This window comes from Paenibacillus sp. P3E (assembly GCF_001909045.1).
Taxonomy (GTDB): Bacteria; Bacillota; Bacilli; order Paenibacillales; family Paenibacillaceae; genus Paenibacillus_AQ; species Paenibacillus_AQ helianthi.
In genome coordinates this window covers 14768-28598 of record NZ_LVWH01000026.1, presented here as the reverse complement: position 1 = coordinate 28598, position 13831 = coordinate 14768, and the positions used below count along the sequence as shown (strand labels likewise).

At 49.7% G+C, this 13831-nt stretch carries 11 protein-coding genes; 1 reads left to right on the top strand and 10 read right to left on the bottom strand.

Annotated elements, in window-relative coordinates; translation table 11 throughout:
- Positions 1-97 precede the first annotated feature (97 nt).
- On the bottom strand, positions 98-964 hold the full coding sequence (gene nifH, locus A3842_RS04575; RefSeq protein ID WP_074084154.1) for a nitrogenase iron protein: 867 nt from the start codon (positions 962-964) through the stop codon (positions 98-100).
- Between the two features lie 6 nt (positions 965-970).
- On the bottom strand, positions 971-2338 hold the full coding sequence (gene nifB / locus A3842_RS04570; protein ID WP_256701507.1) for a nitrogenase cofactor biosynthesis protein NifB: 1368 nt from the start codon (positions 2336-2338) through the stop codon (positions 971-973).
- Positions 2339-3045: 707 nt separating this feature from the next.
- Between nifB and A3842_RS04565 the strand changes: the two genes are divergently transcribed.
- On the top strand, positions 3046-3873 hold the full coding sequence (locus tag A3842_RS04565; RefSeq protein WP_074084152.1) for a TerC family protein: 828 nt from the start codon (positions 3046-3048) through the stop codon (positions 3871-3873).
- Positions 3874-4020: 147 nt separating this feature from the next.
- Here A3842_RS04565 and A3842_RS04560 read toward each other — a convergent pair whose 3' ends face one another.
- The 8 genes from A3842_RS04560 to A3842_RS04525 all read right to left on the bottom strand — a co-directional run bounded on the left by A3842_RS04560 (position 4021) and on the right by A3842_RS04525 (position 13634).
- On the bottom strand, positions 4021-6396 hold the full coding sequence (locus A3842_RS04560; RefSeq protein ID WP_074100602.1) for an S-layer homology domain-containing protein: 2376 nt from the start codon (positions 6394-6396) through the stop codon (positions 4021-4023).
- A 180-nt stretch (positions 6397-6576) separates the two neighbouring features.
- Complete coding sequence (locus A3842_RS04555; RefSeq protein WP_074100601.1) at positions 6577-7911, bottom strand: sensor histidine kinase; 1335 nt, start codon at positions 7909-7911, stop codon at positions 6577-6579.
- Entirely contained in the window at positions 7904-8611 is a 708-nt protein-coding gene (locus A3842_RS04550; RefSeq protein ID WP_074100600.1) for a response regulator transcription factor, read from the bottom strand. The genes A3842_RS04555 and A3842_RS04550 overlap by 8 nt, the downstream gene beginning before the upstream one ends.
- A gap of 76 nt (positions 8612-8687) precedes the next feature.
- A complete protein-coding gene (locus A3842_RS04545; protein ID WP_074100599.1) occupies positions 8688-8939 on the bottom strand; it encodes an FAD/FMN-containing dehydrogenase in 252 nt (83 codons plus the stop codon).
- A 124-nt stretch (positions 8940-9063) separates the two neighbouring features.
- On the bottom strand, positions 9064-9759 hold the full coding sequence (locus A3842_RS04540; protein ID WP_256701506.1) for an ABC transporter permease: 696 nt from the start codon (positions 9757-9759) through the stop codon (positions 9064-9066).
- 50 nt (positions 9760-9809) lie between these two features.
- A complete protein-coding gene (locus A3842_RS04535) occupies positions 9810-10586 on the bottom strand; it encodes an ABC transporter ATP-binding protein (RefSeq protein WP_074100597.1) in 777 nt (258 codons plus the stop codon).
- The gene (locus A3842_RS04530) at positions 10567-11580 is read right to left on the bottom strand and encodes an ABC transporter substrate-binding protein (protein ID WP_083606746.1); all 1014 of its coding nucleotides are present in this window, start codon (positions 11578-11580) and stop codon (positions 10567-10569) included. Before A3842_RS04530 ends, A3842_RS04535 begins: the two co-directional genes overlap by 20 nt.
- 338 nt (positions 11581-11918) lie before the next feature.
- Entirely contained in the window at positions 11919-13634 is a 1716-nt protein-coding gene (locus A3842_RS04525; RefSeq protein WP_074100596.1) for a cellulase family glycosylhydrolase, read from the bottom strand.
- Positions 13635-13831: the final 197 nt, after the last annotated feature.

Here is a 13831-nt window from a genome sequence, read left to right as displayed (position 1 = left end):
CCGCCTGCGTGACCATCAGCCACTGAAAGTTCATCCGGTGAAGGCCGTCTCTCCACTCCGTTCACCGGATGACTGGGTAATCACGGCTTGGGCAGTCTTATTGACCGGAAGCTTGCAGCTTCTTGATCGCTGCTTCTTCATCTTCGATGATACCGAATTCCATCAGCAGCTCTTCCAGCTCTTCCATGGAAATCGGAGTAGGGATCGTCAGCATTTTGTTGTTGAGGATTTTTTCAGCCAGGATTTCGTATTCCTTAGCTTGTTGATGGGCAGGGTTATATTGGGCTACTGTCATTCTGCGCAGTTCGGCATGTTGAACAATGTTATCGCGGGGTACAAAGTGAATCATTTGAGTGTTCAGTCGACGGGCAAGCTCCATAATCAGCTCATCTTCACGGTCAGTGTTACGGCTGTTGCAGATCAGCCCGCCCAGTCTCACGCCGCCGCTGGTAGCATATTTCAGGATACCGCGTGCAATGTTGTTGGCCGCGTACATAGCCATCATTTCACCGGAACACACGATGTAGATCTCTTGTGCCTTGCCTTCGCGGATTGGCATTGCGAAACCGCCGCATACCACGTCGCCCAGTACGTCATAGGATACGAAGTCCAGATCCTGATACGCGCCTTCCTGCTCCAGAAAGTTGATAGCAGTAATGATCCCGCGTCCAGCGCAGCCTACGCCCGGTTCAGGTCCGCCGCATTCTACATTGATGATGTCGCCAAAGCCGGTCTGCAGCACATCTTCAAGCTCCAGATCCTCTACCGAACCCAGTTCAGCCGCCAGTTCCAATACGGAGTTCTGCGCTTTGGTATTCAGAATCAGGCGGGTGGAGTCTGCCTTAGGGTCACAGCCAACGATCATAATTCTTTGTTTGAATTTGGTGGCCAATTGGGCCAAAGTGTTTTGGGAAGTTGTGGATTTACCGATACCGCCTTTACCGTAGAAAGCTATTTGTCTCATGATTCATCATCCCTTCGAAATGTTTAGTTTTTCAAAATAAGAGCTGTACTTCACACTTTCGAGAAGCGCTTCCTGTATTCCACCTTTGCGGACGAGAGGCAAGACTCCGGTTTTGTTCAGGCTGGCACGCGGGCCATCCCCGATGCCGGAGCAGAGAAGAATGCGGCAATCACTTAGAATGGATATGATTTCTTGCAGCGTGGCGGCTTTATCACCGTTGCAGTCTGCTTTGCCTTGGCAATAAGCCTGTATCTTGCGGACACCGAGCAGCTGTACATCCGCTCCGTCGGTATCGTATACCAGGAATTCTGTCGCATGCCCGAAATGCTGATTGACCTTGTCGCCGCCCCGGGTAGCTACCGCGACCCTTACCTTTGAGGCATTCTCCTGCAGCCGTCTGGCCTGTTTGGCCTGGACCCGCTCGCGGATCTTCGCATCAAGCTCAACTTGGAATAACGCTCTGGCCTCCTGGTTGATCACCGGGTCAGCCTCCATCCCTTCAAGAGGGAAATCCTGATTCCGGTCCTGGCCCAGCAGCCCGATGGCGTCAGCCCGGCATTGCCGGCAGTGGCGCATCACTTTCATGCCGTCGCGGCCGAGGAGTTCCTGCAGATTGTGCAGTTCCTTCGGACGGGGCGCTTTGCGGCCGTCCAGCTCGTACTGGCTGCCCGGTGCGATAATAAGCGGTGTGACGTTGTGTAGTGTAGCCCCGAGCTCTTTTACTCTTTTGGACACTGCGGGTAAATGATGGTCGTTGACCCCTGGAATCATAATGGAATTGACCTTGACGAGAATCCCCAGCTTTGCCAGCATTTCAAGACCGAGCAGCTGGCGGCTGATCAGCAGCTCCGCTGCCGCTCTTCCTTCGTAGCGCACACCTTCGTCGAACACCCAAGGGTAAATCTCTTCAGCGACTTCAGGATCAATGGCATTGATGGTGATGGTGACATGGCGGATACCAAGCTCCATAATCTCATCGATATGCCGGTAAAGCGTCAATCCGTTGGTGCTGAGGCACAGAGATACATCCGGCACGTATTCCTTAACCCGGGCGAACGTATCGAACGTCTGCTCAGGATTCGCCAGCGGATCGCCGGGACCGGCAATGCCGACTACCGAAAGCTGCATGAGCTGAGCAGCCACCCCTCTCACTTTACGTTCTGCCTGCTCCGGGGTAAGCACCTCACTGACCACTCCAGGCCTGCTCTCATTCACGCAGTCAAACTTGCGGTTGCAGTAATGGCACTGGATGTTGCAGGCGGGAGCTACCGGGATGTGCATCCTGGCATAAAACCGATGGGCTTCCTCGCTGTAGCAAGGGTGGCGGCTGAGCTCCTCCTCTGCTGCACTTGATATACACGACGATGGCTGCATCATTTCCCACCTCCTAAAAGTTTCACGAGCATTGACTTCCCTGATGTGTCATCGAGTAAAACTCGCTTCGTAAGCATTTGCTTAAGTTTTACGGAGCCCTACTTCTTTGAATCAACTTTGCAGTAAAACTCACTTCGTAAGCATTTGCTTAATTTCTAATAGAGTTTATCTGGCAGAGCCAAATGAGTTTATGTTATATTACCTAACAACGACTCGTCTGACCGCTTTAATTAGTCTCATCATATTTTCATTCCAATACATCGTCAATTAGGTTTAGGCTTAAAAAGCCCTCATTTTCCTTTTGTTTGCAGTTTCGCCATATCATATGTTAGTTTATCTAACCTACATATATCATGTTTCCGTTTCCATTCTAGTCGTTATCTATTGATATTTATTCTCACAGGCATTGACAATGGCTCTCAAGTCATATATGATACTTTTAAGTCACACACGTAACCAATAAAATTTAATATATCCCGTAAAGGGGAGTAGCTGTTAGATAAAATCGTCAATACGAGAACGTGAGGATGTTCTCCGGTTTTATCGGCAATGAACTATTGTTAGCGAGACCTTTACCAATCAGGTTAGTCCTTTATTCCAAAGGCTGATCTGCTTGGTAAAGGTCTTTTTTATATAGTTTTGGTAAAAATAATGGTACCCCAGGGATTTAATGGTGGTACTTACATCCAAATGAGGAGGAAGCAGCAATGGATTGGGGATTATTATTAGAATACGGATGGGTATTGCTCGTTCTCGTAGCACTGGAAGGGTTGCTCGCCGCAGATAACGCACTGGTACTGGCAATCATGGTTAAACATCTTCCTGATGAGGAACGTAAAAAGGCATTGTTCTACGGGTTGGCCGGGGCGTTTGTGTTCCGATTTGGTTCGCTTTTTGTTATCTCTTATCTGGTGGACATCTGGCAGGTACAAGCCATTGGCGCGATCTATCTGCTGTTCATTGCCGGTAACCACATCTTCCGAAAAGTGCTGTTCAAGAAGCCCGTTACCGATGAGGCTGCCGAAAGCGGCAGTGAGAAAGCCGTTGAAAAGAAGAAGTCCAGCTTCTGGTTTACTGTACTAAAGGTCGAAGTGGCAGATATTGCCTTTGCCGTTGACTCTATCCTGGCGGCTGTTGCGCTTGCCGTTGCGCTTCCGCCAAGCGGACTCAGCAATATCGGGGGTCTTGACGGTGGACAGTTCCTTGTCATCTTCGCAGGTGGATTCATCGGATTGGTCATTATGCGGTTTGCAGCCTCCTTCTTCGTCAAGCTGCTCCACTCCCGTCCGGGTCTCGAAGTTGCCGCATTCTTTATTGTCGGCTGGGTCGGCGTCAAGCTGGCCGTCATCACTCTGGCCCATCCTTCGCTGGGTGTGCTGTCCGAAGATTTCGCCCACAGCACCTGGTGGAAGGCAACCTTCTATGTAGTGCTCGTAATTATTGCAGCCACCGGCTGGTTCATGAGCAGTCACAAGATTGAAGAGAACGTAGGCGAAAACCCGGTTCGTGAAGTGGATAAACAGCTTGGTAAATAAAAACATCGGCTGTATAGCCAAACACACAAAAGCCTGCATCCCGCCATCAGGCGGGGAGCAGGCTTTGTTGTGTTTCCATTTGCAGATTCAGCACTTCATGGACCATTAAATAAGCTATATCCATCCTGGCTATGCCTGCAGATAAAGCTAGTACTGGCGAATGTTCTGGCCGATCCCCTGGTCTACTCTGCCTTGCAGTTCTACAAGCTTCATCAACACGGTGGCGATGTCGGCTTTGGTTACGTTTTTTTGCGGATTGAATTTTCCGTTGTCTCCCTGTAATAACCCCAGCTTCACAACGAGCGCCACCGCACCTTTTTCCTTAATAGCAGCACTGTCACTAAGGCTGGTCACAGCGGTATCATTTACCAGGAACGAAGAGAGTTTATTGTATCTCAAAAAGGAGGCCAGCAGCACAGCGAGCTGTTCGCGGCTCAGCTTATTGTCAGGCTGCAGCACAGTTTCCTTGCTGATCCAGCCGTAGTTCACAGCAAAGCTTACAGCCGAATAATACTCATTGTCCGGGCTTACACCGGCAACGGCCTTGGGCTCTGTTGCATTCGAATATCCTGAATAGTTTGGATTTGAAGCTTTGGCGATGAAGTTAAACCAATCTCCTACGGTGATTTCCTGATCCGGATTTATTTTACCGTCTGCATCCGGGCTAAGTACACCATACTTCACCAATTCGGTTAATGCTTTTTCCGCTGGATGGCCCTTGAGGTCAACTGCCGCAGACGCCGCTATATTCTGGCCATAATAGGTGTTAACCTGCACCCATTTACCCGTGGAGGCATCCAAGACGGAGTATTGATCTTGTTCATTGACCGGCAGTGGACTGTAGACGAGCTTAACCTGCGGTTCTACATAGACATTGTTGGTGTACATTCCACCTATACGGCTATATTGAAGCTTCAGGACATACCGGTCCTTATAGCTTTTCAGCGCCTCGCTTTGGGATATAGCCGGGGCGGGCTGCTCCTTTATCGTTACGAGATCATTGCGGCTCATTGCGGAATAGCTTTCGAGTCTGCCGTACATATCCATGACCAGCGTAATACCTGAGTCGCTTAAAGGGGTGTTCTTGTAATAACGGACAAATTGAAAACGGAAGCCTTTGCCATCCGGAAGCACACCCCACGTCCCGCCATGCTCTTCCAGCTTGAGAACGCTGCTGGCCTGATCGTACAAACGATTGACAAGTGTTATGGCTTGCTGCTTGGCTTCAGCCTGAGACAGCTTCTTTCCTCCGGCAGGCGCAGGCTGCGGCTTCACATTCGTGTTGCCGGTAAATTGCTCCAGCTGGAATTGGTAGATTTGGCCGGTTACTGCATCCACCTCAGCGTAAGAGGTAGGTGTAAATCCAGCCATGGGTGCGCTGCTGTTCTCACGCCAGGACAGCCTCCAGACCTTTTGCTTCGTATTCGGGTAGACATTACCCTGCATTTGGTCGTTAAGCTTGCGTCCTGCCGGAATCGGCATTATCTGCTGTACAAGCTTTGCAGCTTCCGCGGCGGTAAGCTCCTTACCGGTACTGATCGCCTGGAATCGATCCTTAGTCTGAGGCACAGCCTCATAGGTTACCGGCAAAGAGGAGACTTCTGTGCCTTCGTTGTCTGTTCTCTTACCGGTCTGGGCATCTATTGAATACAGCGACTGTTCCTGCGGACGCCAGCCCAATACCCATCGCTCCACAATACCATCCTTGTAAACCGGAATATAATAGAGCCCCAAGGCAAAGCTGTCCGTATACTTCTTCTGCGCCGATTCCATAGAAACGGCAGGTTTGGCCGATGGGTACGTCAGTCCGGGGGATGGCTTGTTAAACTGAGTGACATTGCCATTGCCGTCGACCGTGACCCAGAGCCGATCCGAAGCTGTAGGCAAGCCGTTTTTGAGAAGCTTGAAGGAGAAATTATATTGAACGGCTCCGAAAAAGCTGCTCCCCGCCCCATTCATAGACTCATTATCCTGTAGCTGAATGTCACCTGTACCCAGGGAAGGCGCCGCTTTGGCAATAAACTTCTGCGCTTGCCCCAATGCCTCATCACGCGTTAGTTTAGGCGGGTAATAAGCATCTTCTTTCAAAAAGGGAAACGGCAGGTACGTATTAATCAAGTCACCTGTGATCGCATCCACTTGACTCGAAAAACCATATCCCGAGTTGCCGATCTCATAACTCCACGAAATATTCCACATCATTTGATTGCCGCTGGCTGGCAGGGACCCGTCGCCCCCGAAACGGACATTGGATACGGTTGCATCCTTCAGCACCGGAAACAGCTCTCTCAGTTTGGCAACAGCCTGATCCTCCGTAATCTTGGCTTTGGAAGGATCCGGGGCTACTGCGGCTTGTCCTTGAGCTTCCGTAACCATTGGCACTGAAACGGTAGTATGGCTTGAATCCGCTGCGGCCAGTCCGCCGGGCAACAACAGAGCGAGGGCTACTGTAGTAATCAGTGCGGTTTTGACAGTTTGATGAATGAAGGGTGTACTGTACGGTTTACTTGCATGTCTATCCAAAAAATTCATCCTCCTCAATATGCTTCCATTATTCTATCTAAGTATAAGGATATGTGCATATTTTTTCCATATTTTATTTACGACAGGAAATTACAGCCTTAAGCAAAAAAGACCCCATCTGTCTTATCGACAGTGAGGCCTGCGTTGCGGCACAACAGATGAAGCATCGTCAAAGGATATTTATCTAGGCAGATGAACATTGAATTCCGTGCCTGAACCCAAAGTGCTGGATACAGTTATTTGTCCTCCATGGGCTTCGACAATTGCTTTTACAATGGCAAGTCCAATCCCTGCTCCCCCGGTTTTACGGCTGCGTGATTTCTCTCCCCGGTAAAATCGTTCAAAAATGTAAGGCAGCTCATCCTCAGCGATTCCTGCCCCCGTATCGGCAATGCTTACTATGACCTCAGAGGGATTCTCCAAAAAGGTGATTTCCACATGACCTTCTTTGGTAAATTTCAGCGCGTTATTCAACAAGTTGACGAATACCTGCACCAGCCGTTCATAGTCACCACTGACCCAGTGCTCCTTCTCCTCCTTCAGCGTCAAGACTACCTGGTCCAGCTCCGGTCTGCCCGCAACGGAATGAACTGAATCCCGGAGCACGTCATTCAGGCACAGGCGCTCAGACCGCAGCTGAAGCATCGGGTTCTCGGCAGCATTCAGCTTTTCCAAATCATCAATAAGCTGCACCAGCCGCAGGATTTGTCCATGACAGATCTGAAGCCTCTCAGGTGTGGCTTCCCACACTCCATCCTGAAAAGCCTCAATATAGCTCTGGACAGTGGTCAAGGGGGTACGTAACTCATGGGCCACATCGGCTGTGAGATTCTTCCTGAGCTTTTCTTGCTGCTGCAGCGTATCCGCGAGATAATTAAGTGCCTGTCCAACCTCATCAATTTCCGTCTGTCTGCTGGCAGGCAGGGTAACCCTTTCCGTCAAATCTCCTTCTCTCATCCGCACCGCAATTCCCTTGATGCGCACGAGTGGCCGGCTTAGATCCTTGGCCATGTATCTGCTGTACAGATAGGCTCCGCCAAGCACCAGCAGCAGCGCACCCCATGACAGCCGATTGAACATCTGCAAAAAGTCACGGTTCTGCATCTGCTCTGCTCCGCCATTCCCCTGAATTTCGAGTGTACCCACATTCGCTCCGTTGCCCATCACCGAATAACGGCTGGCAGCCTCATCTGAAGCAACCGCCGACATCCCCATATTCCCTGTATCCCAGATGAGTTTCCCGGCCGCATCATAGAGGCGAATAGAATAATCCCGCAGCATGGCCTGATGAGACAACGACATTAACGTATCCATACTCCAGGAATTTGAGGAATCATAGGCCTGCTCCAGATCAGCCAGAAGGAATCCTGCCTCCGCGCGCTGCCGCGCCTCCACATACCTTCCGAAGGAGAAGCTCATGACCAGGTTAACCAGAAACATAATGATTAGCAAAGAGCATAAGGCCACGCCTAAATGGGATAGCAGGAGTTTGGTCCGTAATCCGCTTTTATTCATCCCGGTTCACCAAAAATTTATAGCCGACGCCGAACACAGTCGCAATATAGCGGGGACGCCTGGAATCATCGCCGATTTTTTGCCGTAGATTCTTGATATGCACATCAATAGTCCGTTCAAAACCGTCGAAATCATCCCCCTGGATCAGATTAACCAGCTCGTAACGGCTGAAGGCCCGCTTGGGGCTCCTTGTTAGACACTCCAGCAGCTTGAATTCAAGAGGAGTTAACATGGCAAGTACACCGTCCACTTTAACCTCATGCCGTTCAGCATCAATGGAGAGGCCGCCCCCTCCAAAGTTCAGGGCACTGCCTTGCATCTGATTCTGTGGGGGATGTGCTCTCCTGAGCAGGCTGGTTATTCGTGCCAGCAGTTCACGCGGACTGAAGGGCTTGGTCATGTAGTCATCCGCACCTCTCAGCAGACCGTCCACCAGATCATCCTCACTGCTTTTCGCGGTAAGCATAAGAATGGGAGTGCTTGAGCTGCTGCGGATCATGCGGCAGATCTCTTCACCGGATATATCCGGCAGCATAAGATCAAGAACCACCAGATCAGGCTTCACACGTTCAAAAAGCTGAAGCGCACGGGTACCGTTCTCGGCTTCGTATACTATATAATTGCTCTTCTCCAGATAGGCCCTGATGACCTCAAGAATATCCGTCTCATCATCCACAAGCAGAATGGTTGAAGTATTCATAGACGACCGTCCCTTCTATATAAAAAGACAGACCCCGCCCTTACGGGGCCGGAGGTCCATCTTCATTTTTTTATCATCAGAAATTCATCATACCGCCGCGTCCGGATGTACGGTCCATCATGCCGCTCGTGTTAGTCCCTTGCCCGCTTCGGCAATGGTTCACCATATCTTTAACCTGACTGTCGGTCAGATCAGGATGCATCTGCTTTGCAAATGGCAGCATGTTCTCAAACCAGCTTTGTCCATCGTCATTGCTTGCCGCATACACGCTCGTGCCGATTCCCATAACCAATACTAATGCGATAATGCCTAACCCGATTTTTTTCATTTCGTTTCCCTCCTTCTTATGTATACAGCATATCCTATAGTTGTGAAGAACTTATTTGCTTTTGGGGATAGACTGGACGATATTTGTGCCAAGCAAAAAACGGCTCATCTCTGAGCCGCCTTCTTCAACGCCGCCATTTCATAAACTTGTAATCCAGAACATCCACCAGCAGGAACAGCACAAAGCCGACCAGGCTGAACAGCATAATACCTGCGTACATCTCCGGATAATCCAGCCGCAGCCAGGCATCCATGATAAAGAAGCCCATGCCGTGTTCCGTCCCGTAAATTTCGGTAAAAAACAAGACGGAAATCGCTGTTCCAAGCGAGATCCGGATGGTGCTGAGAATGACCGACAGTGCACCAGGCAGCGTCACATTCCAGAATTTCTGCCCTGTGCTTGCGCCGATGCTGGTCAAGACATCATAAGTGCTTTCGGGGATCGCCTTGACACCGTCACGCACGGAGATGATGACCTGGAACAGCAGGATCAGCATGATCATCAGCACCTTGGAGATTTCGCCAAGACCGAAGAACAGCATGACCACCGGCAGGAGAGCAATTTTGGGAATTGGATAAGTCAGGTAAACCACCGGGTCCAGCAGCCGGTTCCACAGCTGTGAGCGGCCCATCAAGAGACCAATCAGCAGGCCGATCATCAGCGCCAGGAGCACACCTTCGAAGATGCGCAGCAGACTGTACCCAACATTCAGCGCTACATCCCTGGCTCCCAGGTGGAACATGGCTTCATAGACTGCTCCGGGGCTGGGGAGAATCGGGTGATTCATCAGCAGATAAGCCATGTACCAAATGATGTTCATACACAAAAAAACAAATAATAACCGCAGTAATTGTGGAAGACCCCGTTTTTTCACCATTTCGCAAGCATTACCTTTCTGATCCGTTTGCTCTGCTCAAAGAATTCATTGCTGTCCCGTTTCTCTTCATGCTTCATGGCAAACACAGGGGTATTGTCGAGAATTTCAGGAGTATCCTGTTTGGCGGATGGCATTACGATCACCTTCTGCCCGAGTAAAATTGCTTCCTCCACATCATGAGTAACAAATAATGTGGTTGCCGGATGTGCCAGCCAATTGTCCAGGAAAATCTGCTGCAGCGCTTCACGGGTAATGGCGTCCAGTGCGGAGAATGGCTCATCAAGCAACAAAATCGTTGGCCGAATGGCAAACGCCCTGGCAATGGCTACCCGCTGCTGCTGACCTCCGCTGAGTGAGAGCGGGTAGCGTCCGGCGAGTTCAGCTATCCCCATCGACTTCAGCCAGTGGGAAATTTCCGCTTCCATGACTCTCTTGCTCTCCCGGTCCGGACTTGTAATCCGCATAGCCACCCGAATGTTATCACGGACGGTTTTCCAGGGCAGCAGCCCGTAGTTCTGCGGGACAAGCCCGATCAGTGTTTCTTTGTCATGTACGGATTTTCCGTTGAACAGCAATTCACCCTCATAACTTGGAAGCAATCCCGCTACCGCGCGCAACAGCGTGGATTTGCCGCTGCCGGAAGGCCCGATAATCGTGTAGATCCCATGCTCAGGCAAGGTCAAGCTGACTTGTCCGAGCGCCGGTTGTCCGCTTGTATATTCTACTTGAAGGCCCCTGATGCGAAGGCCGCTATTTCTTAAACTGGACATCGGAGATCACTTCTTCAGCCGATATATTTTTGGTCAGCAGGCCTTTTTCCCGTGCCCAGGCGAACGCCGCTTCCACTTCCTTCACATCTACCTGGTTCGCCGGCTGGTATGCCGGCACTGTAATCTGATCCTTCAAGGTATCCGGATAGCCGACCTCCTTGATAATCAGATCGATATACTCTGACTGTTCATGTGATTTCATGTAGGCTACTGCTTCATCATATGCGGCGTACATATTTTGAATGGCTTGCCCCTTGGCATCAATCGCGCTTTGCGGGAAGGCCAGCACAAACGGATTCACTCCTGCGGTCTTGGTCGAACTGAGCACGCGCAGCCCCGCCGCTTTGCCCATAGTAACATAAGGCTCGGGTAATACAGCAGCATCGGCTTTATGGTTCTTCAGCAGTTCCAGACGGGTTGGGATTTGCGGCACTTCAGTCACCTTAATATCAGCTTCCGTCAGACCCGCCTGCTTCAGCATAGTAGCCACCGTATACTGGGTTGAGGTGTTTTTGGATAAAATCACTGTTTTCCCCTTCAAATCCTTCACATCCTGAATCTCGTCATTACCGGTCAGCAGATCGAATTCGCCAGTGGTAGTGCTCGTAATCTTCACATCCAGGCCCGCTTCGTTATAAATCGAGATGGCCACCAGATCGGCACTGATGCCATCCACCTTGCCGGCCTGAAAAGCCACATCCCGATCCTTGGCACTCTTGAAGGTCTGAATTTTGAGATTCACATTATGCTCTTTGTCAAAACCCTGCTCATGAGCCAAAATGAATGGAATAGCATCAATCGAAGGCAACAGTCCCAGGGTAAGTTCAGCAGTCTCTGCCGGTGCCTCAGTTGCAGCCGGTGTGTCTCCAGCAGCATTTCCTGTATCTGCCTTGCCTGTATTGTTCGTATTTGAGCCGCAGCCCGCCGCCACCATACTAAACGCAGCAACCAGCATTAACAGCATCATCAGGTGTTTCCAGTTTGTTCTCTTCATGTTCCTAGGTAGCCTCCATCTTCTCTGTTGATTGGTTTCTGAGCTTCTCTTCCTGCTTCAGGCCGGACTGGCGATATACGATCTGCACATGCGAATTAATTCACATAAGGATGTGTAACAAGTGGAAACGGCTGCCGGTCCTTTACTGACGAAATCCGTTTTGCGAGATCATAGGTTCGCTGTCCGTGTTCCGGGAAACTCAAGTAAAGCAATTTTACACCCATTACCCTATTTTGTATATTTCTAAATTTAAATAGTTTACCTATGTACTCTCCATGGCAAAAAAAGCCCTCTTTCAGCCCGAAGGATAAAAGAAGGCTCTTGCTTATTCCATTCAACTACATCGTTACTCCGGTAACACTCGTCCCGTTCTTCGTAATTTTGTAGCTTACCATTTCACCATTCCAAAAATGGAACTTCAGAATGACATCACCATTGTTGACTTCGTTAAAGAAGGCCGGCAGCAGGCTGATCTCATTCGTGCTGTAGGAAGGCGTGAATGCATAAGCGAATTCCTTGTACGGCGTCCAATTTTGTGGACCCGCATTGCCGCCTGTGGAATATACAGCTTCCATCGTAGCCAGGGTAGTCCCATTAAAGACAGCAGGAATCTTAAATGAACTGGTAGTCCCTTGAACATTGCTTAGTACCGGCGTGTCATACAGAATCACGTTAAAGTTCCAGTCTGCCCCTTTGTTGAAGTGTGCAGTCAATACTGCATTCACACCGAGCATGCCGGAGGATATAAGACTGGTGAGCCGGGCAGCCTTGAAGGTTAGCTGGTCGCCGCTAAGTGTATAATCAGTTCCCTGCACCAGCTGCTGACTCCCGAAAAAGATGGAGGACAGTGTATTTCCATTCAAGTTAAGCTTCACTGTCACGTCTTTTGCAGATGCACCTTTTTTTAAGTTGATGAGATCGCTTTCAGCAGTAGATGAACGTTTGCTCCAGCTGGTTTTCATCATATTGTATAGCTGAGGATCAGACCATTGATAGGTGGTACGGCCAAAGTGCTGGCCATTATCCCACAGCATCGGCGTAATTTGTTTGGACTTCAGATAGTAGGCCAGATATTCAAAAAATTTCAATTTCTCGCCTTGTTCAATCACACCTGTGTTCTTGTCAAATCCAAGCAGACCGTATTCGCCTACGATGACCGGAATTCCTTTAGCAGTAAAGGTATTATATACATTCGTGAAAGTGGTATTAATGTCATTCTGGGTATCCGTATCGAATTTGGTATATCCCGCAATGTTGACGCTAAACGGCCAGAAGCCATAATAATGCACGGTCGCGATCAAGTTGGAATCGTTCAGCTTCGTGATTGTATTGTTCAGCGAATCCATGCGGGTCTGGGTTGGAGACGTTTCCAAAGTAGGGAGCACAAGCGGACGGGTGGCATTCATTCCACCGGAGTTTCTGACAATGCTGTGGAAAGATACATTCAGCTCGTCCAGCATCTGGAGCGCCTTGTTCTCATCGGTAGTGCCTCCATCGCTGAAGCGCGGCTCATTGACGCTCTCAAACATCAGCTTACTGGAGTGGTTCTTGAACTTACTTGCGATTTGTGTCCAAATGGCGTTGTAGCGGGCTAACACTTGATCATGCTGCTGCTCCATCTTGCTGATCCACAACCAGGAATCGTGATGGAGGTTGATCATAACATACAGATTTTCGCCAATTGCCCAGTCCACGACCTGCTGAACCCGGGTTAAATAGGCCGGATCAATCGTATATCCCGGAGCGGCTCCAACATGAACATCCCAGGTTACTGGAATGCGAATGCTTTTGTACCCTTGGGCAGCAATCTTCTTAATGAGTTCCTGAGTAACAGCCGGATTGCCCCAAGAGGTCTCATCCGCCCCCGTTGCATCCAGCGTATTCCCCAGGTTCCAGCCTGGCTGCATCGCATCCACATAAGATTGCAGATTTGCGGCTGCAGCGTTGGTGTGCGGTGCCTGTTCCGATGAATCAGCGGATACCGCAGGTGTAACCATGGCAAGCAGTAAAACGGCGATAAACGCAAGTGACAGGAACGATTTCTTTTTAGCCATAAAAAGTTGTTTCCTCCCTCATTGTTTTTTGAAACCGCTTACGCAAATCAATATAGCACCTTTTTCAAATGGAAAATATCCCATTAATTAGTGTAAAAACCAGTCAGAATTATAGGTTTCCATTTTTTCACGGGGAATCCATCCGAGTTCATGCTTTTTCCAATTCTTGTCCACCCTCATTTATGCTATAATGAATC

Bases quoted from the DNA above. Each gene is read 5' to 3' on its own strand.
- A3842_RS04525 (WP_074100596.1), bottom strand. From the start codon at position 13,634: ATGGCTAAAAAGAAATCGTTCCTGTCACTTGCGTTTATCGCCGTTTTA.
- A3842_RS04555 (WP_074100601.1), bottom strand. From the start codon at position 7,911: ATGAATAAAAGCGGATTACGGACCAAACTCCTGCTATCCCATTTAGGC.
- A3842_RS04540 (WP_256701506.1), bottom strand. From the start codon at position 9,759: ATGAACATCATTTGGTACATGGCTTATCTGCTGATGAATCACCCGATT.
- nifH (WP_074084154.1), bottom strand. From the start codon at position 964: ATGAGACAAATAGCTTTCTACGGTAAAGGCGGTATCGGTAAATCCACA.
- A3842_RS04550 (WP_074100600.1), bottom strand. From the start codon at position 8,611: ATGAATACTTCAACCATTCTGCTTGTGGATGATGAGACGGATATTCTT.
- A3842_RS04545 (WP_074100599.1), bottom strand. From the start codon at position 8,939: ATGAAAAAAATCGGGTTAGGCATTATCGCATTAGTATTGGTTATGGGA.
- A3842_RS04565 (WP_074084152.1), top strand. From the start codon at position 3,046: ATGGATTGGGGATTATTATTAGAATACGGATGGGTATTGCTCGTTCTC.
- A3842_RS04530 (WP_083606746.1), bottom strand. From the start codon at position 11,580: ATGAAGAGAACAAACTGGAAACACCTGATGATGCTGTTAATGCTGGTT.
- nifB (WP_256701507.1), bottom strand. From the start codon at position 2,338: ATGCAGCCATCGTCGTGTATATCAAGTGCAGCAGAGGAGGAGCTCAGC.
- A3842_RS04535 (WP_074100597.1), bottom strand. From the start codon at position 10,586: ATGTCCAGTTTAAGAAATAGCGGCCTTCGCATCAGGGGCCTTCAAGTA.